The sequence below is a fragment of the Ruegeria sp. CJ9 genome (assembly GCF_056536625.1).
In genome coordinates, this window is record NZ_JBQFPY010000008.1 from 82,700 (window position 1) to 103,288 (window position 20,589).

Below are 20,589 nucleotides of genomic sequence, written 5' to 3' on the forward strand. Positions count from 1 at the left end.
AATTCCGACCGAGCCAATTGAAATGGAACGCGCTGGCCACAGTAGATATCGAAGACAATCCGTTGATCCTTTAAAAGGACATCAGGGCTAACCGTCACAGATCAGCCCAAATTACACTTTGCTTTCCGGTGGCCGAAACCGGACGTTGCCACGCCTCTTTATTATTGGCGTCAGCGTCGTGGTTAGATGGGCAGAACATAAATGCGTCGTCCCGGATTCCTGGCCCGCAAGAATGTTGGAGCGCAAGTCATCCCTGTTGGTTAGGGAAGCACTGGCTAACAAAATGGCACGGATCGTCTGGGCGTTGATCGCGAAAAATTTGCAACAGAGCCCCCACCAAAGCCTTGGGTTTCCTTTCATAGTAGGTTCAGCAGTATCACTATTCTTATATCCTGGATTACCTCCCGGTCGCTTTATACGCAAAATTTATTGATTTTGCTCATTACTTTTACTTTACCATAATCCGACCGCCAAACTCGATGAGTACCGCTTTTCGGGATTGATATTTTTTTTGTCCGGAAATGAGATCTGAATACACCCATGACAGACCCCGCGTCCTATCTCCCTGCCTCCTCCCCTGCTCTGTCACCTGCAGATCAGGAGACGCTGGACGCTCTCTATGTTCGCGGAACTCTGTCCAACACCTTGCGGGTTTATGAGCGGGACTTACTCTACATCACCGCCTGGAAAGCGGCCCGCTTCGGCACCGTGCTGGAATGGTCAGAAAGCAACGCCACGGCGCCAGCCTAAATACTCGATCACACCCAGATGAATCAGGGGTGCGCCTTGCCCCACCGGCTGCGCTCGGGCTTTCTGAACCAGGTCGCGCTGGACGGCGCGCCGATCCAAGCCGCCATGCGGCAGTCCTTACGCCGGTCCGTGGCTCAGGTTCTGGCTCAGACTTACTATGATGATGTGGACACTGCAGAAAACCCGGCAACAGATCTGTTGGGATGACACGGCAAAAAAGAAACGCCGGGTTTCGACCCGGCGCTTCCTTGCCCAAGAATTCAGGTGTGAACCTTACCCGTGGGTAAGATCGTCTTCTTCCTGCAAATCGTCGATCAAGGTGGCAATCGCTTGTTCCAGCTTGGCCCGATCAACCCGTGTAAAGTCCAGATCATAGCGCAGCTCGATCCGCCCGCTCGAGGCCGAGCATTTCGCGACCCCTGCCCGCCCCGACACCTGAAATGTGGTTTTTGCCCGGCGCGTTTTACCAGCACCTGACGGTTCAGGCTTTTTCGTCGCGGTGCTATCTGCTTCTATAAACGTCCGCAAAATGGCAATTTCGCGCGGGCCGTCGCGATCCGGTTCGCTCATGATTGCGGTACTGACCTGTCGAACCAACCCGGGATTGGCGTCAAATTTTCGCTTTAATTCGACTCCCAAATTACGCGGAATTTCATTGGGGTGCATCAGCACCTTGTCCAACATCATCAGCAAACTGGCGAACGCGCGAATATAGCTGCGCTTGGTATAGCTGGCGGATTTGAACAGGACCGCAACGGCCTTGTCTACGTCAGCACAATCGTTTGACGGGTCTTCGGCGTACGCTCTGGCCAATGCACCCATCTCAGCAAACGAGATATCTTTGCGGATCAGGTTTTCATCTACCATGCGACGGTAACTGTCGTTAAGGTCTGCCGCTTCAGAGATACCTGCTGGAATACGCGCATAAAGCTCATCCCCCGTTTCCTCATGCAACGCACGATAGGCCGACAGGCGGCGCATGCCCTGTATCAGGTCGAACCGGCCATCCGCACGGCGTTCCAACCGGATGGGATTCGACAATCCGATATCCCGGATCGAGGCCTTCAATTCCTCCAACTCCGGATCGGGGCCGGGCTTGCGGTCACGGGTCAGTTTTTCGGTGACCACATCTGACAAGACTACATGTTCGGTCACCAAGCCATCCGACCGCAACCGGACCAGCTCATGCGCCAGACGATCATTTTCGGCACGAATTGTTTCTTCGGTCGATTGCTGGTCGCGCAACGCGTCCGCGTTTTCAGATATTGCGGTGGCCATCGGTCCGCGCCGCTTTTCCAGCACCTTGTCCGGAGCCTTGCCGACCGGAATGTCATCCATGGCCGGCATGTCGATGTCAAACATTCTGCGTTTACGGCTCATGCGTCATCCTCCAGCTTTTCCCAGGCCGATAGCATCACGTCCCGGAATTCTTCATATACATTGTCAAAGGTCGAGCGCGCGCGACGCCAGGTTTCGCGCGTCATCTCCCGGTAATCCATCTCATAGACAGAACTTAAGAAGCGGCCGGATTGCTCGACTGCGCGGGTCATCTCAACCGGGTGTTCGGCCACGTGGTCACCAAACACTTTCCTAAACGCATCGAACATCGCCAGGTGCAGGGCATTGCCCGGCTCGTAACGTGTCAGCAGAAAGCGCAGCTCACAAAAGGTTTTGGGCAAGCCGATCTTACCCGTGGGTAAGGTCTTGTCGAAACCATAAGCGAGGTCTTCCAACGCCTCGGCCAGCTGACCGATGAACGACGTGGTCGAGTCATATTCCCAGTAGCCGGGACCAGAGGGGACATAGAGCATGTCAGCTGCGAAAACGGCGTTCATGGATTGGTACCCAATCGCCGGGGGGCAATCGAATAGGATCAGGTCGTATGCATCATCCGGGATCTGATCCAGATAGCGCGATACGGCGGCAAAGAACGACCACTCGGGGTTCAGGTGCCGATACTGCGCGGAAGCAAATTCAACGAAGGCGGCGTTGGCACAAGACGGGATGACGTCAATAGTCGACCAAGAGCTTTGCTTGATGAAGTCCGCAATGCGCAAATCGCCCAGCCCCATATCGGTAATCGAGGGTGGCAATTCACGACGGGGCAGGGTGGTGCCGGATTCGGCGGCAGCAGGGCGGTTGTTCATCCGCTCGGTCTCACGGATCAAATCTCGGGCCATGATGCCCCAGACGGTGAAATCTTCGGTCACGTCGGTCAAACCCATCGAGTGGCTCAGCGTTGCCTGCGGGTCGAAATCCACCACCAGCACCCGGTACCCATCCAGCGCCGCGGCATGGGCCAGATGCAGAGCAACGGTCGACTTGCCCGCGCCGCCCTTGAAATTGGCCACCGCCGCCCGGATGGCGCGCTTGCCCACGGGGCGGGGTGGCATCAGGGATTTGCGGTTCACCTTAAGGCGGCGGCGCAGCTCGTTCACCTCTTCCAGGCTGAACCAACGCTGGCGGCCATCCGGCTCAACCTCACCACTGGGCAGTGACGGGTCCGCAGCCAGCTTGCCGCGAAAGGTCGACTGGTTGACGCGAAAGATCAGTTCGGACACCTCCCAGCTTGAAAAGCGGCGGAGGGTCTTTTCCATCTCGGGGCTGAAGGTCTGTTGGCGGATCCAGCCCTGCAATTTGAGGGACTGATTGCGCAATGCGTTCAGGTCTTCGTGCGTGTACATGCCTCAAGTCTCATTCTTTTGGACGCTATTTTATACGTTTTAACTATTTACGCTTGATTTGCGCTTTACGCAAAAGAAAATATGATAAGAGTGTAATCTTACCCACGGGTAAGAAAACAAGGCGTTACACCGCATGATCCGATTCGGCTGGCATCCGATTCGCCCCCAAGGGTTTCCAGGGCAGCGATCCAAGATTTAGGGGGGCGCTAAACCCTGAAATGCCCCATATAGGGGGTCAAAAGTGGATATTAAGGGGACACCTTAGACGTCCCCCATCACCAATACTTCACCTATTTTCATTTTTAAATTGAATTGGATTGGGGGCCGCAGCGATTCAAAATCAGACTCCGCTTGACAGAATCGTCGGTTTGGACGCTAATCAGGTCATCAAGACGAAAAGCGTTGGCAAACAGCGTATTATTGGCGGTATAACCCGTCTGAGGCAGACAGAGCGGTGAGAATAGGAATGCAGGTTGCAAAACCGGTAGGGCGAAATGCGCCTGCCATAAAATACGACATTCTATCAGCGTTGACAGTTTACGCCCTGTCTGGCGACAAACATCGCCAGCGCAGCATTTTACGCATCATTGCCTTGATCACCACCCGGTACAACTGGCGCAACAATGAGTTGTCGATTGGGCGGGAAGAGATCGCGCGTCTGTGGTCAGTAAACGAACGCACGGTGAAACGTGAAATGGCAAAGCTGCGGTCGATGGGCTGGATTGCGGTCAAGCGAGCCGCTGCGCGCGGGCGAGTTGCGGTGTATGAGCTGGACCTGAAACAGGTGATGCTTGATACTTCGGACATCTGGCCCACCATCGGGTCCGATTTTCAGGCCCGAATGTCGGATGATCCCGAACCGGACACAAATATCGTCCCTTTCAAAGTCAAACCTGCACCATTTGAACCGTCGGACGAGGAGGTCTGGACGCAGGTGCAAGCCATATTGCACGGGCGCGATCCTGAACTATGGGCGAGTTGGTTCCAACATCTGACAGAGGCTGATAGGGCAGGGGGGGTCGTCACCCTGATGGCACCGTCGCGGTTCATGGCGGATTACATCGCCCAAAAATGGTCCGCGCGGTTGTTGGCCGCCTACGGCCGGGTTGACCCCTCGGTGCGCCGTCTGCGCTTTGAAACCGCTGAATAGACAGGATTACTGACGCTTGAATTTTCGACTGCTTTGAAAGACCTGAGGGTATGAAAGATTTCAATTGTCCCAATTGCGGGTCTTTGTGCCCGATCTTATTGGACGCGGCCAAGGTCGTGACCTGCTCATCCTGTGGCTCGACACTGTTATTCAAAGGGGACCATATTGCGCTTGCGGGCTATCAGGGTGTCATGCATGACGCTGCTGCTGTTCGGGATCGGGGACACGGTCTAGCTGGGACGAGTTCTGCGGGACGTCTCAGAAAGGCGCGATCTCCTGGGTTTCGGTGGATGAGGGTGACGTGGTCGAACAGATCCGCATTTCCGACGGACGGATGCCAAAGTTCCGACCGCCTTTCAAACCGGGCGAGACGCTGGAGTATGAAAACAACTCCTACACGGTTACCGAAGTGGAACAAGCCGAGTGTATTGCCCTGCGAGGGCGGTTCGACGAGGAACTGCAAGTGGGTGAGACTTATGACCTCGTCAATGCCACGGGCGAAGACAACAGATTGCTGTCGGGCGAATTTTGGGGGGCAGGGTCGATGTGGTTTCAGGGGCGCTGGTTCGATCCGTTTGGCATAAAGATACAGCAGACATGACAAGGTTGCCCGAGCTTACCTCGATCAATTGCACCTCATGCGGTGCCGGGCTGGACGTTTTTGGCGGTGGTCGGGTAATGGTCCAAATCTGCGAATTTTGCGGATCAGAGCTGGACGCGCAGGACAGTTATAAGGTGTTGCGCAAGTTGGTTTTGTCGCAAACTTTGTTCCACCTGTCAGACTGAGTGTCGTTTTGGTAGCGCATGCTCAGATAAGACAGGAGCAGACCATGACCATCTCATTCAAAGGTGCGCACTTTCCGAAAGACGTGATCTAGTACGCTGTTTTCTTCTATCTCCGATGCGACGTGCCAAATCGGGATCTGGAGGAAATCATGGCGGAAAGAGGCGTTGAACTGGATCACGGGACGCTGAACCGTTGGGTGAGCCGATATGCCGGTTTTGTAGCTGATGCTTCGCGGCACAAGAAGCGTCCTACCGACCGTTCGTGGCGCATGGATGAGACCTATGTTAAAGTGAAGGGTGAGTGGGTTTACCTCTATGGCGCCATCGACAAACACGGCAAAACCCTGGACTTCATGCTATCCGAACGCCGGAATAAAGCTGCTGCAACGAAGTTCTTCGCTTGTGCGCTTGAGATGAAGGGTTTGCACGGAAGATTGTCATCGACAAAAGCGGCGCCAACACTGCTGGCATCAAAGCTATAAACAAGATTCTGAAAGGCTTTGGTTATCCGATACCGATCGAGATGGTGAGGCAGAAGTATCTCAACAACATCATTGAACAAGAACATCGATTCATCAAACGTCGGATCAGGCCCATGTTGGGTTTCAAGTCTTTCGATTCAGCTGCATCTGCCCTGGCTGGCATCGAGCTGGTCAACATGATCCGCAAAGGTCAATTCACACCCGGACTCTCCCCGTTTCAGCAGTATGTTCAACTGCTAGGATAATCAAACCGCCTGCGTTGCCTTCTCGTCCTTCAAAGGAATTTGCGACAGAACCGTTTCGGGGAATGGGGGTTTGTGCTGGCCTCACCCGCGCCACTGTCGGGGCGAAGTTTGGGTGTGCCGGATGGGCTGAGTTATCTGACACCCGAAGTCTGGCAGGCCGTACAGGTGTTTAGTGCCGCTATGGACCGCGTTGCGGGCGATCCACCAAACGATTTAAGCAACTTAGATTTCTGTGTTTTCCAGACCGGTTATGCTGGCCTCAAGCAATGTCTTCAGCTTTGAGCGCCATACTTCAGTCAGGGCGTCTTCGCGTGTCACCAGTGAGATGTTGCGAAACAACGGCTGCGGCTTACACGGCAGGACAAGAACCTGTTCAGCGCCATACCGCAATACGTCTGTTTTTGGTAAAAGCGCGTATCCGATGCCGTTTTTAACGCAGTTTACGATGGCTTCGATACTATCAAGGATAATCACTTCCTTCGACTTCAATTGCATCTGATCACGGTATTGGGCGATCAGCTTGCCAATGCCCGACGACGGAATGAAATGCAAAAAAGGGTGTGATCCGGAAAGTCCGCTTAGTCCTTTTACCTTGCTGTCCAGCGGTGCCGCGATCACCATTTCCTCACGGATCACGGTTTCGCAGCAAAGATCATATGTCGCGTCTGCGATTTCAGTTACGATTGCGGCATCCAGTTGACCGTTCCGGACCTGTTCGCACAAAGTCTCTGACAATCCGGTGCTGGTTCTCAACATTGTTTTTGGAGCCAGTTGTTCTGCCGTTCCAAGAAACAGAGGCAGGATGCGAGCAGCAGCAGAAGGGACAAACCCGACCCGATACGTTCCGGTCAGTTGATCGGTAGGCACACATCTTGATTTCAGAACTGAGTAGGCATCAACTATTGTCTTGGCGTCCTGAGCAACCCTCACTCCGAGTGGCGTCAGTTTGGGCGGCCGATACCGGCGGTCGAACAACGCTGTGCCAAGCTCTTCTTCCAGCGATTTCATCTGCATGCTGACAGCAGACAGTGTCATGTTGCGCACTTCTGCGGTTCGAGAAAATGAGCTGTGCTGCGCAATCGCAACCAGTGTTTCAAAAGCTGAAATCTGCATAAATTCAATAAAACTTAATTTAAAGGCAAAGTAAATTCGATTGAAAATAACATGCGAGCTCTCACATAATTGTGAACAGAGAGGATCACCCAATGCTTGACCAAGGAACAAAGACGTATCAGGAAATCGCCCGCGAACTTGCTCCAGGATTTGCGGACCGGGCCGGTCACTGGGACGAAACTCGCACCTATTGTTGGGAAAACGTACGTGAACTGACTGACGCAGGGCTTATGGGCATGACAATCCCGCCCAGGTTCGGAGGGCTCGGCGCCTCATACCTTGACGTGGTTTTGACCGTCGAAGAAATCGCCAAGGCCTGCGCGTTGAGTGCCAGGATTGTCGTCGAGGCCAATATGGGCGGCATCAGCGCGATCATGGCCTATGGAACAGATGAGCAACGGGATTTTGTGGCCCCGCTTGTCCTGTCCGGGGACAAGCCCGCGATCTGTATAACTGAACCCAACGCCGGCAGCGCGGCGACCGAGATGCAGACAACGGCCCGGCGTGTTGGCGGGAAATATCTGATCAACGGCAGCAAACACTGGATCACGGGCGGCGGCGTTTCGAAGCTTTACCTAATTTTTGCGCGTGTTCTGGATGAGGACGGAACCGATCTCGGGATCACCGGTTTTCTGGTTCACTACGATCCTGAAAACGGTATCGCCCCCAAAGGGTTCGATGTGGTCGGTCGCGAACGGACCATGGGGCTGTGCGGCATGCCCGAAACTGAGCTTCGTTTTACCGATCTGGAAGTTGATGAGCGTTTCGCGCTGGTCACCCCATCGGGAATAAAACGTGGCTTTGCCGATCTGATGACCGCTTATAACAGCCAGCGTGTCGGGGCGGGAACGGTAGCCATGGGAATTGCAGCCGGTGCGCTGGAGCACTCAAAAAGATATCTGCGTGAGCGTCATCAATTCGGCCGCCCGTTGCAGGAGTTTCAGGGTCTTCAATGGATGTTTGCAGACATGGACACGGCGGTCCATGCGTCCCGTCTGATGTTGCATGAAGCCGCTGGATCCCTTGGTTCGACTGGGTTTCCCGACATGGCAATGGCAGCCAGGGCAAAAGCCTTTGCGTCTGAACAGGCGATCAAAGTCGTCAACGACTCCTTGCAGATATTTGGTGCGCGCGGATACGGCGCGCAGGAGCCAATCGAGCGCATGTATCGCGACGTGCGCATGTTTACCATCGGTGGTGGAACTGCGCAGATTCTGAAAACACAGCTTGCAGGTAGTTTGTTGGGCATTAAAACGCCACAGACCAGAGACGGGTACGCGAAGCTGGCCAGGGGTTGATAGCCTCAAGCCGCTGCGATTGCGCGTATTGATCTGTTCATTCTTGGATTGTTTTTTAGGTCTAAGAGCAAGTCTTCCAACTCTGGCTGTTTGAGTTCTTTCGCAGTTCCTTTCGGTGAAAGCCAGTGCCTTTTTCTTTCGTGCCTTTCCTTCCACCGGGCTTCACCTTATCGATGTAGAGCGGGTAGACGGTGGCTTTCACTTGGACACTGGTACCGTCGTTAAAAGTCTTAGCGTTCTCAAACTCACCGATCGGCTTGCGAGAAACTGTATCTTCCACACCAGCCTCCGCCAGCGCTTCAATTCCTACCGTGCACCAGTCTTGCTCGCCGTCCATCGGCCAGCCCTTGGGCATGATCCAGCGTCCTGTGTAGCGCGACGTGATAAGAAGTACTTGGGGGCGACCGCCGAACAATTGCAGAGGCAATGCTGCAACTTGTTTAGTACGCTGAGCCGTTATGCTTCTCGCCCTACGCAGGAGGTTGAAGTGAAGATGTGACCAACCCTTTCCGATTGCGACTGGAAGAAACATAATAAACGTCACGAATTAGCAATGCAGAATTCACTGGTTGTCGATATGCCAACCCATGCCTAAATCCGACAGATGCCTTTGAACCCGCCCAGGGTAATCAGATACGATTGCATCCACGCGCAGGTCGATCATCCTGTCTATTTCTTCGTGCTCATTCACCGTCCAAACGGCAACACATAGGCCCAGATCTTTTGCGCGCGCCACATTTTCAGCCGTTACATCCGCGAAGTACGGGCACCAAAGCGAACCGCCAGCTTGCTTGACCAAATAGGGAATTTCATCACAACGACCACGAAAGTCAGGGCAAACCGCTTTCGAGGAATCCTCCCCAACATCATCCGCGTTATCTGGAAGCTGTGTAAGGTAAGAAGACGGCATATCAGGAGCTTTTCGCTGACATTCCTCCAGAAGGTTCCAGTCAAAACTGTGCAGTACTGCGCGCGACGAAAGACCTTTGCCGCGAACTTCCTGTAGAACTCGCCCGACAAAGTTCTCCCTATGAAGCGGATCATGGGCCACGTCAGGATCCGACTTCAGTTCGAGCATCAGATAGGCATCGCCGTATTTTGGTTCACTCACCAATTCTAGCAAGTCCATCAGCCTTGGGACTCGAACGCCTTCCAATTGGGCCTGGTCTGGAAAGCGTTGGCCATAGGCAGAATGCCCGTCTAACCGTCCAATATCGAATTGCTGAATCTTTTCGAAAGTCAGTGACGAAACCTTCGGTTCCTCCCCGGTCAGAAACAGGCCATCTGCGCCGCGAAAGCTCGGTGCGTGCAGACGATGATTATGGGTTATGACCGGCACGTCATCCGCCGTCAGGACAACATCAAACTCAAGAAGCGGGACACCGATAGACAGCGAGAAATCAAAACCAATCATGCTGTTTTCGGGCAAAACGCCTCTTGCCCCTCGATGTCCCACGACCCGGATCAGGTTTTCGCCACCACGGAAGGCTTCGACTTGAGGAAACGTCATTAGCCGCCCAGCCTTTCACCAGTTGATTGGTCAAACAGATGCATGTGCTCTGGGGCGACCGAGAACCGCAAGTTCGGATGCCGGCCCTCGATCGGATGGACTCCCGGAAGGCTTATCGTGATCGCTCCGCCGACTCTCGCTAGTTGACCGTGCAACAAAGTGTTGGCCCCTAACGGTTCCGCCATCTGAATCGCCGATTCCAGCGGACCATTATCATCCAACAGCAGATGCTCTGGGCGTATCCCCAGCTTCAACGCGGTATCGGGACCTGCAGAACGGCCGACCGCAATTTCACCGATCTTGATCGTCCCGTTTTCACGCTGGGCGTCAAACACATTCATCGCAGGGCTGCCAATGAACTGTGCCGCGAACAGAGTTCTCGGTGTTTCGTAGACCTCTAACGGCGTTCCAATCTGCTCGGCGATGCCACCATTCATCACGATCATCCTGTCGGCCATCGTCATGGCCTCGACCTGATCGTGGGTCACATAGAGCGCCGTGATCCCCAGCTTTTCCTGGAGTTCGCGAATTTCCAGACGCATCTGAACCCGCAGCTTGGCATCTAGGTTCGAAAGCGGCTCATCAAACAGGAAAACTGCTGGCTCGCGGACAATGGCCCGACCCATCGCCACCCTTTGACGCTGACCGCCTGATAGTTGTCTGGGTTTGCGATCCAGCAAGGGTTCCAGCTGCAATAGTCTGGCGGCCTCGGTCACTTTTTGATCGATTTGATCTTTTGGCAACCCGGCGATCTTCAGCCCGTAACCCATGTTCTGACGCACCGACATATGCGGATAAAGCGCATAGTTCTGGAACACCATGGCGATGTCGCGATCCATCGGCTCTTTCTCGTTGGCCCGTTCTTCGCCAATCCGGATTTCGCCGGATGTCACGGTTTCCAGGCCCGCAACCATCCGCAACAGCGTGGACTTCCCGCAGCCCGAAGGGCCAACGATTACAATGAACTCACCATCCGCAATGTCGATATCGATGCCATGGATGACGTCCGTCGGGCCAAAGCTCTTTTTGACGTTCTCAAGGGTTACTGTTGCCATTTCTTACTTCTCGCTATCGACAAGGCCGCGGACAAAGAGCTTTTGCATCGACACCACCACGATGACTGGCGGGATCATTGCCAGAATGGATGTGGCCATGATGACTGGCCATTCGGCCACATCATCGCCAGAAGGGAACATCTGTTTGATACCCATCACAATGGTGTTCATTTCAGGGTCGGTGGTTATCAAAAGCGGCCAGAGATATTGGTTCCACCCATAGATGAACAGGATCACGAACAACGCTGCGATATTGGTCCGGCTCATCGGCACCACGATATCGATGAAGAACCGCATCGGCCGGGCCCCGTCCACGCGGGCAGCTTCGGCCAGTTCATCCGGGATCGTCAGAAAGAACTGCCGGAAAAGAAATGTTGCCGTGGCCGAAGCGATAAGAGGGAAGATCAATCCGTAATAGCTGTTGAGCATACCGAACCCGGCAACAACTTCGAACGTTGGAACGATACGCACCTCGACCGGTAGCATAAGCGTCAGGAAGATCAGCCAAAAGAATGTTGTCCGCCCGGGAAAACGGAAATAGACAATCGCAAAGGCTGACAGCAGCGAGATGATTATTTTGCCAACGGCAATCCCGATGGCCATCACCAAACTGTTGAACAGCATCGTTGCAACCGGGACATTCACGCCGGAAAACAGCGCGGCCTTGTAGTTTTCCCAGAACTGATCACCCGGCACCAACGGCATGGGCGGTGTCACGATTTCCGGTTGGGTTACGGTCGACGCGACAAAGGCCAGCCAGATCGGGAAAAAAATGATCAACACCCCGAGGATCATCATGGCATGGGTCAGCCAGATCCCCATCCCGCGTTTTTCGACCATTCCGTGTTGTTGGGCTGCCATCAGTAGTGCACCCTTTTTTCCACGTATTTGAATTGGATGACCGTCAGCAGGCCGACGACGATCAGCAGGATGACCGATTGCGCCGAAGACGAACCCAGATCCTGTCCCACGAACCCATCCGAGAAGACCTTGTAGACCAGAATGGTTGTTGCCTGTTGTGGTCCACCACCGGTAATCGTGTGGATCACGCCGAAGGTTTCAAAGAAGGCGTAGACAACATTAACCACCAGCAGGAAGAACGCGGTGGGTGACAAGAGCGGCAGCACTATGGTGAAGAACCGGCGCCAGAAACGCGCGCCGTCGATCGCGGCGGCCTCAATCACGGACCTTGGAACTGACTGCAATGCCGCGAAGAAAAACAGGAAGTTATAGCTGATGCGCCCCCAGGCCGAGGCGACAACAACCAGCCCCATGGCCTCGGTTCCGTTCAGGACATGGTTCCAGTCATAGCCGAGTTGGCCGAGGTACCACGAGACGACGCCGACGCGTGTGTTGAACATGAACAGCCACAGCACGCCTGCAACAGCGGGGGCAACGGCGTAGGGCCAGATCAGTAGCGTCCGGTAAACGCCCGATCCTTTGATCAGGCGGTCCGCGATGACCGCCAGAAACAACGCCGGGATCATCGAGCAGAGAGTGACAAGCGTTGAAAACACCGCTGTCGTCACGAAAGAGGCTCGGTAGAATTTATCGCTCAGCAGGAATTCAAAGTTACCGAGACCCACAAACTGGGACGACAGCCCAAAGGGGTCAGGTATGAATAGAGATTGCCAAACAGCCTGCCCCGCCGGATAGAAAAAAAATACAGCGGAAATGACGACCTGCGGGGCGATTAGCGCCAATGGCAACAGCCAGCCGCGAAAGGTGACGCGTTTTTCCATCCCTATAAACCACCGAATATAGAAAATGCGGGCCCGAAACAGGCCCGCATCGAGTTACGACTTATTGATTGGCGGATTCGAACCGGCGCAGCAGAGCGTCACCTCGCTCTTTCGCGCTGTCCATCGCTTCCTGAGCGGTTTTCTCGCCGGACCAGACGGCCTCGAGCTCTTCGTCGATGATGCCGCGAATTTGGTCGAACGACCCCAAACGCAGACCTTTCGAATTTGCGGTGGGCTCTTTCGCCGTCATCTGGATCACAGCGATATCGGTTCCCGGGTTTTCGTCGTAAAAGCCTGCGGCACGCGTGGCTTCACCAGCTTCGGCCGTGATCGGAAGATAACCGGTGTTCTGGTGCCACGCCGCCTGAACGTCCGAAGACGACAGGAAGCTGAGGAATTCGCCGACGCCTTTGTATTCCTCGGCGTTATGACCTTCCATCACCCAAAGGGACGCACCGCCGATAATGGTGTTCTGCGGCTCGCTTGTGACGCCTTCCCAATAGGGCAGCGGGCGAACATCGAATTCGAACTCGGCTTCGGAGCTGATGCCAGCGTAACCGGCCGAACTTTCGGTAAACAATGCGCATTCGCCAGCCCGGAAGTTTGCACCACCTTCATTTCTGCGTCCGGTATAGATGAACTTGCCATCCTTGGCCCAGTCACCCATTGCTGTCAGGTGTGCGACCTGCGCCGGACCGTTCAGCATCAGCTCGGTATCCAGACCGGCAAAACCGTTGTCCTGCGATGCGAACGGAACGTCGTGATAGGCCGACAGGTTCTCGAGGTGAATCCAGCTTTGCCATGCAGTCACCAGCGGGCAGTCCTCGCCGCCAGCCTTAAGCTGCTCAAGTACGTCGCCAACCTTTTCCCAGGTCGATAGATCTGTGTCCGGATCAACACCCGCCGCTTCGAAGGCATCGCGATTGACCCACAGAACCGGTGTGGACGAGTTGAAAGGCAGTGAGAGCATTTCTCCGTCCGTTGTAGTATAGTACCCTTTGACAGCGCCAATGTACGCGTCAGGATCAAACGACGCACCGCTTTCAGCCATCACTTCATAGACGGGTTTGATCGCACCTTCGGCCGACATCATCGTAGCCGTGCCCACTTCGAAAACCATTAGAATGTGGGGCTGCTCACCGGCGCGGAAAGCCGCAATACCCGCGTTCAGAGTTTCCGAATAATTGCCTTTGTGGCTTTCGACCACGACGAACTCATCCTGGCCGGCGTTGAACTCTTCAACCTGCGCTTTAACTAGCTCACCCAGTCGGCCGGTGAAGGCGTGCCAGAACTGAACTTCAGTTTGGGCCATCGCCGCCACGGGGGACAACGCAGTAGTTACGGCGAGAGCGCCGAGAAATTGCTTATTCATGATTCCTCCCATGCATCAGTGTTGATGCTTCGTTGAATACCGACCGCAACGCGTAATCAGCACACATGACGATTTCACGACGTTAACGTTACAAATTTATAATTCAAGCATTTAATTTTTGAGAAAAACATAACATTACATTATAAAACAACTAAGCAAACAACGAACCAGGATCAAAGTATGAGTCAAACTTTGAGGATCCGCCAATTGGAGGCGCTCATGGCAGTTTCCACAAACGGATCGGTCACTGCTGCAGCTACGGATCTTGGGATAAGCCAACCTGCGGTCAGCCGACTGCTTTCCGATCTGGAAAAATCGCTTGGCTTTCAACTTTTTGATCGCCGTGAAGGTCGCTTGGTGCCTTCGCAGGAGGTGCGTTATCTGCAACCCAGCGTAGAGCGCGTTTTGGAATTGATGAAGCAGATCTCGGACGTTAGTCAAGACATAACCCAACGCAAAGCGGGACACATCCGCATCGCATGTTTGCCCGGGTTCGCCACCAGTCACCTTCCCAACGTCATCGCCACGTTTTTACAAGATCGGCCAGGTGTAACCATGACGATCGAACCTGACAGACCGGAACGCATTCTCGAGTGGATGATCGGTGAGCAATATGATTTCGGAATCACAGATAACTTTAACGGGCATCCGGCCGTCGAAAGCAGAGACATCGATGTCCGTACAGTTTGCGTGTTTCCTACTGGACATGAATTGGAGCACCTCTCCGAGGTGACACCTACGGATCTTGCAACCGCCAAGATTATTCACACACGGCGCGACAGCAATTTTTTTGGACAGCTTTCAAAAGCCTTTCAAAGCGCCAACGTCAAACTGAATTCCCACATCGAAGTCAGGCAGTTCACGGCGGCATGTGAATTGGCTGTAAAAGGTGTTGGGATTTCCGTGGTCAGCGAGTTGGACGCCGTCCAATATGCAGACAAGGGATTGAGCTACCGACCGTTCAAACCGCTCTTGTCACATACGCTTTCCCTTGTGCGTCCGATTTTGAAGCAACCGTCACTGGTGACGCTAGAGTTCATCGAGCAGTTCCAAGAGAGCCTAGCCCCGTTCAAGGCAGGTAAACTCCATCACTGATTGTAGGGCGGTAAACGCTAACGTTCGCTGCCTGCAGGCCTAACATTTTCTATCTTCATAGCTTGAAACCAATTCTTGAGCATTTGGAATAGCCCCCAAGATCGACCTCGCCTTATCAACCACAGTGGCGAAAGACCGAGTAGTTTTGCCGTTGAGCTTGGATAATTTAGCTCCTAATCCTAGGACACTCTAGCGCCCGCTTCGTCCCGCATTTGGTGAGTTCATAACACTCTGTATATTGCCCGTGCAGCGAACGGCAGTAATGTGGGCTGCAAACGCAGCATTCGAACATAGCGCTCAAGGTCGGCAATGGGCCGACTATACCCGTCCGCTCTTAGGCGATTGCGGAAGACACAGCAATGAAGCGGATATCAGATCGATCCCCCCAAGAAGAGGTCGGATAGTAAGATGCTAACCCAATTGAGGCGTGTTCTTTCTAGGCGCGCGAGAGAGCTTTAACCCTAGCACTGCAATCAAGACGTATGGCCAGATGAAGAGAGCGATCTGTCCAATTGTGGAAGCTGATCGCTCTTTCTCCTTCTCAATTTCGTCGGTAATTTCTCCGCTTTTGGACCGAACATCGTCGATTTTTTGTTTGAGGACGGTTTGTGCCTCTTCAAGGGCAGTGATGTGCTCTGCCATAGAAAATTCGCCGCTAAAGACCGCAGACGCTGTTCCTATCGTCACGCTATACCCGCCGAGCTGTACCAAACGTTGGGATATTCCTCTCTCTTTCAGCACGGTTTGCTCGATATCGCCGAACCTTGTCGCCAGCGGATAGTTTTCGACAAAAATGGCCCGCTCTTGTTCGATTCTCGTTCTTGCTGCAGAGCACATTTGTTGAGCAAATACGCGCTCCATTTCTTTTTGATGGTCATCAATGATTGCATCAACACCAGAGGGCTCATCTAGGCCGAAGTCGGTAGCCCCAAAGTTAAAGCCGCTTCCAATTAAGCATGCGTCCAGTTCTGCTGCGTTCAACTCGATTTGAAGCGAACGAAACTCGGCAATTTCACGACTAATCTCGCGAACTGACTGCTCTTCGTTCTCTCGGATGAATCGGGCCGCGCCCGTTCCATTTTCGACATCGATCTCAAGCCGATCCACGGTCGACTGAGAGTCCTCTAGCTGAGATCTTAGTTCGGCCAGGTCTCGATACCCGAGAAACTCTGTGCGCTCCACTGACTGCGCGTAGAAACTGCGCGTAGAAATAGAGACAAGCTCCCAATATAGCCGATGTGTAGTAAGTTCGGTCGACGGCTTCTCCGTTCAGAGGGTTGGTTTTCGAGATCGCGAGAGAAGCCACAAAAACTGAAACGGCGACAATCACTAACGCAGTTGGGCTTCCCCCAAATAACGCGGTAAGTAGCGCGCCCATACCAAGAATTACTGCGACAAAAGCAATGCAATTTCGATAGTGAATCATGAAATTTCCTTGCTTAAAGCTCTTTTTCAAAACGAATTCGTGTGGTCTTTACCTGCGTGGTATTCGCGATGTTATTTTGACGGGAATGTGCGACTGTGTCATCATCTGAAACTGGCGATAGCCTCGCGAAAACGACTGCAAAGTCCGCTGTGAGCCCGCAGTCTAGAGTTTCGCGACCACCAATTTCGAGCATATAGAGCGAAGGTCGGCAATGTGGGTTGCTGGCGCAGCATTGAGCAACACCACTAAACGGTAGCTAAGAACCGCCTTGTTGGTGCGGATGGTTTTCCACGAGTCAGATAGTGCGGTGCATCCGAGGTCTGGAAAGAGCACAATCTGCCGGATGCTGCGCCTCGAACGAATGTCCGCTCAAAAGCTATGAACGATACCAACGCTCATGACCTGCCTAATGAAAGTTAAGGTCGATTAACTCGCAGATTTGGCGTGCTCAGCTGCCGTATCGGCGAAGATTCCAGCGAAGTCCGTCGCTTCGCGTTCCGTCTGACCGCCACTTTTCAGGAAGGCCTTGATAATCGTTTGAGTCTTTCGATTCAGCTGCATCTGCCCTGGCTGGCATCGAGCTGGTCAACATGATCCGCAAAGGTCAATTCACACCCGGACTCTCCCTGTTTCAGCAGTTTGTTCAACTGGTAAGATAATCAACCCGCCTGCGTTGCCTTATCGTCCTTCAAAGGAATTTGCGACAGAACCGTTTCGGGGAACGGGGGTTTGTGCTGGCCTCACTCGCGCCACTGTCGGGGCGAAGTTTGGATGTGCCGGATGGGCTGAGTTATCTGACACCCGAAGTCTGGCAGGCCGTACAGGTGTTTGGTGCCGATATGGACCGCGTTGCGGCCAAGCCCAACACGCTGCAGACCCATGTGCTGGCGGGGTACTACTTAGACGGGTGGGACTATTGGTTCCGCTGAACTGCGGCCCATACCGGACTTTGTGATCGCATTTTTCAGATGGTCACTTGAAGTCTTAGAAAAATTAGTATACCGCCGCATACAATTCGATACCGGCAGTGGTCAGCCCGCTGAAAACCCGGTAGGCACCCACACGAAACGCTAACAGCCGGAACAGCCATGAGCCTTTATACAGATTACCTCAGCGAGATCGAAACCCGCAAAGGACAAGGGCTGCATCCTAAGCCCATCGACGACGGCGCATTGGTGAAAGAGATCGTCGCCCACATCAAGGATGTGGCAAGCGAACACCGGGACGGGGCGCTGAACTTTTTCATCTATAACACGCTGCCTGGTACAACCAGCGCTGCCGGTGAAAAGGCCAAATTCCTGAAAGAGATTATTCTGGGCGAAGCTGAGGTCGAAGAGATCTCGGTTCCTTTCGCGTTTGAGCTGCTGTCGCACATGAAAGGTGGTCCTTCGGTTGAGGTTCTGCTGGACCTGGCACTGGGTTCGGATGCCTCGATTGCGGATCAGGCCGCCGAGGTGCTGAAATCGCAGGTCTTCTTGTACGACGCCGATACAGACCGTCTCAAGGCGGCCTATGAAGCTGGAAATATTATCGCGAAGGACGTTCTGGAGAGTTATGCCAAAGCAGAGTTCTTTACCAAGTTGCCAGAGATCGACGAAGAAATCGAAGTCGTAACCTATGTCGCGGCCGAGGGTGACATCTCGACCGACTTGTTGTCGCCGGGCAATCAGGCGCATTCGCGGGCTGACCGGGAGTTGCACGGCAAGTGCTTTATCTCGGATAAGGCGCAGCAGGAGGTCGAAGCACTGAAGCTGCAGCACCCCGACAAGCGTGTCATGCTGATCGCGGAAAAAGGCACCATGGGTGTGGGCTCGTCCCGGATGTCGGGCGTGAACAACGTGGCGCTGTGGACCGGTAAGCAGGCCAGCCCCTACGTGCCATTCGTCAATTTCGCGCCGATCGTTGCGGGTACCAACGGCATTTCACCGATTTTTCTGACCACCGTGGGCGTGACCGGCGGTATCGGTCTGGACCTGAAAAACTGGGTCAAGAAGGTGGATGAAGACGGCAACGCGATCCTGAACAATGACGGCAACCCGATCCTTGAAGAGAAGTATTCGGTCGCAACCGGCACGGTTCTGAAGATCAACACCAAAACGCAAAAGCTTCTGAGTGAAGATGGCGAAGAACTGGTTGACGTGCCTTCGTCCTTCACTCCGCAAAAAGTAGAGTTCATGAAGGCCGGCGGATCCTACGCCATCGTCTTCGGCAAGAAACTGCAGGCACTTGCGGCCGAGACGCTGGGTGTTGAGGCACCTTTGGTGTTTGCACCGTCGAAAGAAGTCAGCCACGAAGGTCAGGGCCTGACCGCGGTCGAGAAAATCTTTAACAAGAATGCCGTGGGCTCAACCCCAGGCAAGACCCTGCACGCCGGTTCGGACGTACGTGTGAAGGTCAACATCGTCGGTTCGCAGGACACCACCGGCCTGATGACCATGCAAGAACTTGAGGCGATGGCCGCCACCGTCGTGGCACCCAGCGTTGATGGAGCCTATCAGTCGGGTTGCCATACCGCGTCGGTCTGGGATGCCAAAGCTCAGGCAAATACGCCTCGTCTGATGAAGTTCATGAACGACTTCGGCCTTGTCACTGGTCGTGACCCGAAAGGGGTCTATCACTCTATGACGGACGTAATCCACAAGGTGCTGAACGATATCACCGTGGATGACTGGTCGGTGATCATTGGCGGCGACAGCCATACCCGGATGTCCAAAGGCGTGGCCTTTGGTGCCGACTCGGGCACTGTGGCACTGGCGCTGGCCACCGGCGAAGCCTCGATGCCGGTTCCGGAATCGGTCAAGGTGACCTTCAAGGGTAAGATGGCTGAGCATATGGATTTCCGCGACGTGGTGCATGCCACCCAGGCGCAGATGCTGGAACAGCATGGCGACAACGTGTTCCAGGGCCGCGTGATCGAAGTGCATATCGGTACGCTGTTGGCAGACCAGGCGTTCACCTTCACCGACTGGACGGCCGAGATGAAGGCCAAGGCTTCGGTCTGTATCTCGAATGACGAGACCCTGATCGGTTCGCTGGAACTGGCCAAGTCGCGCATCCAGATCATGATCGACAAGGGTATGGAGCATGAAAACGGGATGCTGCAAAAGCTGATCGACATCGCTGATGCACGCATTGCCGAGATCAAGTCGGGTGAAAAGCCTGCTCTGACACCCGATGACAACGCGAAATACTTTGCTGAGGTTGTTGTCGATCTGGATCAGATCGTCGAGCCGATGATCGCCGACCCGGACGTCAACAATGCCGACGTGTCAAAGCGTTACACGCACGATACGATCCGTCCGATCTCGTATTACAATGCCGAAAAACATGTTGATCTGGGCTTTGTCGGATCGTGCATGGTGCATAAGGGTGACATCAAGATTGTCGCCCAGATGTTGAAAAACCTGGAAAAGGAAACCGGTAAGGTCGAATTCAAGGCTCCGCTGGTGGTTGCGGCACCGACTTACAACATCATCGACGAGTTGAAGGAAGAAGGCGACTGGGAAGTGCTCGAGAAATACTCGGGCTTCGAATTCGACGACCTGTTCCCGAAACAGAAGGCGCGCACCGAGTACGAAAATATTCTCTATCTTGAGCGCCCCGGCTGTAACCTGTGCATGGGCAACCAAGAAAAAGCCGCTAAGGGTGATACCGTTCTTGCCACGTCGACCCGCCTGTTCCAGGGCCGCGTCGTGGCAGATGCACCGGACAAAAAAGGCGAGAGCTTGCTGGCATCGACTCCGGTTGTTGTCCTCTCAGCGATTTTGGGCCGGACGCCGAAGATCGAAGAGTACAAATCCGCCGTGGAAGGCATCGACCTGACAAAGTTCGCACCGCCCGTCGTGCCGGAAGGGACCAAGTCGGCCCATTTCTAAGTTCTG

18 protein-coding genes and 2 pseudogenes are annotated in these 20,589 nt (G+C 54.1%); 10 read left to right on the forward strand and 10 right to left on the reverse strand.

From position 1 onward, the window contains the following. Positions 1–786 precede the first annotated feature (786 nt). Positions 787–957, forward strand: coding sequence for a site-specific integrase (locus ACR0AJ_RS16325; protein WP_254440255.1), 171 nt, complete (start codon positions 787–789; stop codon positions 955–957). Between the two features lie 66 nt (positions 958–1,023). On the opposite strand, the gene ACR0AJ_RS16330 is transcribed toward ACR0AJ_RS16325, so the two are convergent. Further along, on the reverse strand, positions 1,024–2,130 hold the full coding sequence (locus tag ACR0AJ_RS16330) for a ParB/RepB/Spo0J family partition protein (RefSeq protein ID WP_170351205.1): 1,107 nt from the start codon (positions 2,128–2,130) through the stop codon (positions 1,024–1,026). Further along, positions 2,127–3,434, reverse strand: coding sequence for an AAA family ATPase (locus tag ACR0AJ_RS16335; protein ID WP_170351206.1), 1,308 nt, complete (start codon positions 3,432–3,434; stop codon positions 2,127–2,129). Before ACR0AJ_RS16335 ends, ACR0AJ_RS16330 begins: the two co-directional genes overlap by 4 nt. A gap of 466 nt (positions 3,435–3,900) precedes the next feature. On the opposite strand from ACR0AJ_RS16335, the gene ACR0AJ_RS16340 reads away from it, so the two are divergent. The 4 genes and pseudogenes from ACR0AJ_RS16340 (at position 3,901) to ACR0AJ_RS16355 (ending at position 6,097) form a co-directional block, all read left to right on the forward strand. Then, complete coding sequence (locus ACR0AJ_RS16340) at positions 3,901–4,584, forward strand: DnaA N-terminal domain-containing protein (RefSeq protein ID WP_480664019.1); 684 nt, start codon at positions 3,901–3,903, stop codon at positions 4,582–4,584. 286 nt (positions 4,585–4,870) lie between these two features. Next, positions 4,871–5,185, forward strand: coding sequence for a DUF4178 domain-containing protein (locus ACR0AJ_RS16345; RefSeq protein ID WP_480664021.1), 315 nt, complete (start codon positions 4,871–4,873; stop codon positions 5,183–5,185). Further along, entirely contained in the window at positions 5,182–5,370 is a 189-nt protein-coding gene (locus tag ACR0AJ_RS16350) for a hypothetical protein (RefSeq protein ID WP_174818681.1), read from the forward strand. Before ACR0AJ_RS16345 ends, ACR0AJ_RS16350 begins: the two co-directional genes overlap by 4 nt. A 44-nt stretch (positions 5,371–5,414) precedes the next feature. Continuing rightward, a pseudogene (locus ACR0AJ_RS16355) lies at positions 5,415–6,097 on the forward strand (IS6 family transposase). 222 nt (positions 6,098–6,319) lie between these two features. On the opposite strand, the gene ACR0AJ_RS16360 reads toward ACR0AJ_RS16355, so the two are convergent. Continuing rightward, positions 6,320–7,303 (reverse strand): LysR family transcriptional regulator, encoded by a 984-nt coding sequence (locus tag ACR0AJ_RS16360; RefSeq protein WP_480664023.1) that lies wholly within the window; start codon positions 7,301–7,303, stop codon positions 6,320–6,322. Between ACR0AJ_RS16360 and acdA the strand changes: the two genes are divergently transcribed. Then, the gene (acdA, locus tag ACR0AJ_RS16365) at positions 7,303–8,508 is read left to right on the forward strand and encodes a 3-sulfinopropanoyl-CoA desulfinase (protein WP_170351211.1); all 1,206 of its coding nucleotides are present in this window, start codon (positions 7,303–7,305) and stop codon (positions 8,506–8,508) included. The two genes, ACR0AJ_RS16360 and acdA, sit on opposite strands and share 1 nt — an antisense overlap. A 61-nt stretch (positions 8,509–8,569) precedes the next feature. On the opposite strand, the gene ACR0AJ_RS16370 is transcribed toward acdA, so the two are convergent. The 6 genes from ACR0AJ_RS16370 to ugpB all read right to left on the reverse strand — a co-directional run bounded on the left by ACR0AJ_RS16370 (position 8,570) and on the right by ugpB (position 14,187). Next, positions 8,570–8,863: an NUDIX hydrolase gene (locus tag ACR0AJ_RS16370; protein WP_480741368.1), complete on the reverse strand. Its 294-nt coding sequence runs from the start codon at positions 8,861–8,863 to the stop codon at positions 8,570–8,572. Between the two features lie 207 nt (positions 8,864–9,070). After that, the gene (locus ACR0AJ_RS16375) at positions 9,071–10,018 is read right to left on the reverse strand and encodes a glycerophosphodiester phosphodiesterase family protein (protein WP_170351213.1); all 948 of its coding nucleotides are present in this window, start codon (positions 10,016–10,018) and stop codon (positions 9,071–9,073) included. Beyond that, positions 10,018–11,073, reverse strand: a complete 1,056-nt coding sequence (gene ugpC / locus ACR0AJ_RS16380; protein WP_170351214.1) for a sn-glycerol-3-phosphate ABC transporter ATP-binding protein UgpC — start codon at positions 11,071–11,073, stop codon at positions 10,018–10,020. Before ugpC ends, ACR0AJ_RS16375 begins: the two co-directional genes overlap by 1 nt. 3 nt (positions 11,074–11,076) lie before the next feature. After that, a complete protein-coding gene (gene ugpE / locus ACR0AJ_RS16385) occupies positions 11,077–11,913 on the reverse strand; it encodes a sn-glycerol-3-phosphate ABC transporter permease UgpE (RefSeq protein ID WP_170351276.1) in 837 nt (278 codons plus the stop codon). 20 nt (positions 11,914–11,933) lie between these two features. Next, positions 11,934–12,815: a sn-glycerol-3-phosphate ABC transporter permease UgpA gene (gene ugpA, locus ACR0AJ_RS16390; RefSeq protein ID WP_170351215.1), complete on the reverse strand. Its 882-nt coding sequence runs from the start codon at positions 12,813–12,815 to the stop codon at positions 11,934–11,936. Between the two features lie 61 nt (positions 12,816–12,876). Beyond that, a complete protein-coding gene (ugpB, locus tag ACR0AJ_RS16395) occupies positions 12,877–14,187 on the reverse strand; it encodes a sn-glycerol-3-phosphate ABC transporter substrate-binding protein UgpB (protein ID WP_480741369.1) in 1,311 nt (436 codons plus the stop codon). 180 nt (positions 14,188–14,367) lie between these two features. Here ugpB and ACR0AJ_RS16400 point away from each other — a divergent pair, with 180 nt between their 5' ends. After that, the gene (locus ACR0AJ_RS16400) at positions 14,368–15,282 is read left to right on the forward strand and encodes a LysR substrate-binding domain-containing protein (protein WP_170351217.1); all 915 of its coding nucleotides are present in this window, start codon (positions 14,368–14,370) and stop codon (positions 15,280–15,282) included. A 411-nt stretch (positions 15,283–15,693) separates the two neighbouring features. Here ACR0AJ_RS16400 and ACR0AJ_RS16405 read toward each other — a convergent pair whose 3' ends face one another. Next, positions 15,694–16,389: a hypothetical protein gene (locus tag ACR0AJ_RS16405; protein WP_170351218.1), complete on the reverse strand. Its 696-nt coding sequence runs from the start codon at positions 16,387–16,389 to the stop codon at positions 15,694–15,696. Positions 16,390–17,244: 855 nt separating this feature from the next. On the opposite strand from ACR0AJ_RS16405, the pseudogene ACR0AJ_RS16410 reads away from it, so the two are divergent. The 3 genes and pseudogenes from ACR0AJ_RS16410 to ACR0AJ_RS16420 all read left to right on the forward strand — a co-directional run. Next, positions 17,245–17,367 (forward strand): annotated as a pseudogene (locus tag ACR0AJ_RS16410) (IS6 family transposase); the annotation flags it as partial. 72 nt (positions 17,368–17,439) lie between these two features. After that, positions 17,440–17,637 (forward strand): hypothetical protein, encoded by a 198-nt coding sequence (locus ACR0AJ_RS16415; protein WP_480741371.1) that lies wholly within the window; start codon positions 17,440–17,442, stop codon positions 17,635–17,637. A gap of 159 nt (positions 17,638–17,796) precedes the next feature. Next, the gene (locus ACR0AJ_RS16420) at positions 17,797–20,583 is read left to right on the forward strand and encodes a bifunctional aconitate hydratase 2/2-methylisocitrate dehydratase (protein ID WP_480741372.1); all 2,787 of its coding nucleotides are present in this window, start codon (positions 17,797–17,799) and stop codon (positions 20,581–20,583) included. Positions 20,584–20,589: the final 6 nt, after the last annotated feature.

Coding starts and splice junctions, on each gene's coding strand:
- ugpA (WP_170351215.1), bottom strand. CDS start 12,815: ATGGAAAAACGCGTCACCTTTCGCGGCTGGCTGTTGCCATTGGCGCTA.
- ACR0AJ_RS16350 (WP_174818681.1), top strand. CDS start 5,182: ATGACAAGGTTGCCCGAGCTTACCTCGATCAATTGCACCTCATGCGGT.
- acdA (WP_170351211.1), top strand. CDS start 7,303: ATGCTTGACCAAGGAACAAAGACGTATCAGGAAATCGCCCGCGAACTT.
- ACR0AJ_RS16375 (WP_170351213.1), bottom strand. CDS start 10,018: ATGACGTTTCCTCAAGTCGAAGCCTTCCGTGGTGGCGAAAACCTGATC.
- ACR0AJ_RS16370 (WP_480741368.1), bottom strand. CDS start 8,863: ATGCCCAAGGGCTGGCCGATGGACGGCGAGCAAGACTGGTGCACGGTA.
- ugpC (WP_170351214.1), bottom strand. CDS start 11,073: ATGGCAACAGTAACCCTTGAGAACGTCAAAAAGAGCTTTGGCCCGACG.
- ACR0AJ_RS16400 (WP_170351217.1), top strand. CDS start 14,368: ATGAGTCAAACTTTGAGGATCCGCCAATTGGAGGCGCTCATGGCAGTT.
- ACR0AJ_RS16330 (WP_170351205.1), bottom strand. CDS start 2,130: ATGAGCCGTAAACGCAGAATGTTTGACATCGACATGCCGGCCATGGAT.
- ACR0AJ_RS16420 (WP_480741372.1), top strand. CDS start 17,797: ATGAGCCTTTATACAGATTACCTCAGCGAGATCGAAACCCGCAAAGGA.
- ACR0AJ_RS16340 (WP_480664019.1), top strand. CDS start 3,901: ATGCAGGTTGCAAAACCGGTAGGGCGAAATGCGCCTGCCATAAAATAC.
- ugpE (WP_170351276.1), bottom strand. CDS start 11,913: ATGGTCGAAAAACGCGGGATGGGGATCTGGCTGACCCATGCCATGATG.
- ugpB (WP_480741369.1), bottom strand. CDS start 14,187: ATGAATAAGCAATTTCTCGGCGCTCTCGCCGTAACTACTGCGTTGTCC.
- ACR0AJ_RS16335 (WP_170351206.1), bottom strand. CDS start 3,434: ATGTACACGCACGAAGACCTGAACGCATTGCGCAATCAGTCCCTCAAA.